Source organism: Vibrio sp. 1167 (genome assembly GCF_033340375.1).
Classification (GTDB): Bacteria; Pseudomonadota; Gammaproteobacteria; order Enterobacterales; family Vibrionaceae; genus Vibrio; species Vibrio alginolyticus.
On sequence record NZ_JAWOWK010000052.1, the window covers coordinates 1 to 1,521 of the forward strand.

General features: G+C 47.0%; 2 protein-coding genes. Both read right to left on the bottom strand.

The window, feature by feature from the left end:
* Positions 1-295 (bottom strand): FHIPEP family type III secretion protein (locus tag R7Z78_RS24265; protein WP_169643867.1); only part of this gene is annotated, 295 nt, incomplete at its 3' end.
* A 229-nt stretch (positions 296-524) separates the two neighbouring features.
* A partial coding sequence (flhB, locus tag R7Z78_RS24270) for a flagellar biosynthesis protein FlhB (RefSeq protein ID WP_169643869.1) occupies positions 525-1,521 on the bottom strand: 997 nt, incomplete at its 5' end.

The following is a 1,521-nucleotide window of genomic DNA, read 5'->3' on the forward strand; positions in this document are numbered from 1 at the left end:
GAAGTAACACGACACGAGTAGACGCAACGTTCAGCGCCAAACGCAACAACGTTGCGATCAGCAGTACCGTCGGGAACGCGGCGAAATCTAACGGGCGGCGTGTATATACCGTCACCAACAACACCACCATGGCTAAGGCGATGTTAAAGGTGAAGAACATATCCAGTAGGAACGCTGGTATCGGTAATACCACCATCGCAAGGGTGGCCAAAACCATGACAGGCGCGCCAATAGCTGGCATCTCACGCTGACGAATTTGTGGCAATTTATCTGCAAACGGCAGGCTTAACTTCATACTGCGAGGTATCTCAATCGAATTGAAGCGTCACGCGAATACGCACTTTAATACGTATGTCTAATGTTTATACGCGACCGCTTTCGCCTAAAAGTTTAGGTATAGTTGATAATTAGTCGACTTAAGCAATCTATGTACCAAAATCAACGCCAAAATAATGACTCAAAGCTAAACAACAGCACAATCCATTGATTGTTTTATATTTTTCTTAATTTTGCTTTTTGCACGATTAATGACGATGTTCCGGCGGGATTGGCAAGTCATAATCTTGAATTTTCGGTCGCTGACCACCACGTTTGCGGTACTGTTTTAACTGGAACACAAACGCCAGCACTTGCGCGACCGCGGTAAATAGACCGTCAGGAATTTCTTGTTCCAACTCAGTGGTATGGTAAAGCGCACGTGCAAGTGGTGGAGCAGGCACAATCGTAATGTCGTGCTCGCGTGCCACTTCTCGAATTTTCATCGCCATATGATCCGTACCTTTCGCTATCACGACTGGCGCACGATCTGTTTTCTGCTTATAACGCAGCGCCACTGAATAGTGCTCCGGGTTGGTGACAATAACGTCTGCTTGAGGTACATCGGCCATCATCCGGCGTTGTGCCGCCTCCCTTTGCAGCATACGAATACGACCTTTCACCTCTGGCTTACCTTCGGTTTCTTTGTATTCGTCTTTCACTTCTTGCTTGGTCATCTTCAACTGATCGGCGTGCTGCCAAATCTGGAACGGTATATCGATGGCCACAACAATCAATAACGAGCAGCTTATCAACAAGATGAAATTGAGCAAAATATCCAGCGCGTGGAAAATGTTGTGCGGGTAAACATCCATGCTAAGTTGGATCAAATCCGCTTGCGACGCTTGGATCAAATACATGGCAACGCCTGTCACCAACACCACTTTCAAGATCGATTTGATCAGTTCAACCCAACTTTGCATGCCCACCATGCGTTTTAAACCGCTCAGAGGGTTCATTTTGGACAGCTTAGGCATTGCCGCTTCGGCCGAAAAACTAATGCCCCCAACCCCTGCAGCACCAATCGTCGCCGCCACAAACAACGTGATAAGGATGAGAAACAGTGGAAAAAGCAAATCTGTCATTGCGCCTAATGCGATATCAAACAGCTTTGTGGTATCAAAGATTTCGTCGCGTTTGAGGTCGAACAAACGACTCATAATGGAAAACAGCGAACGTGCGAGTGACTCGCCAAACCACATCAGA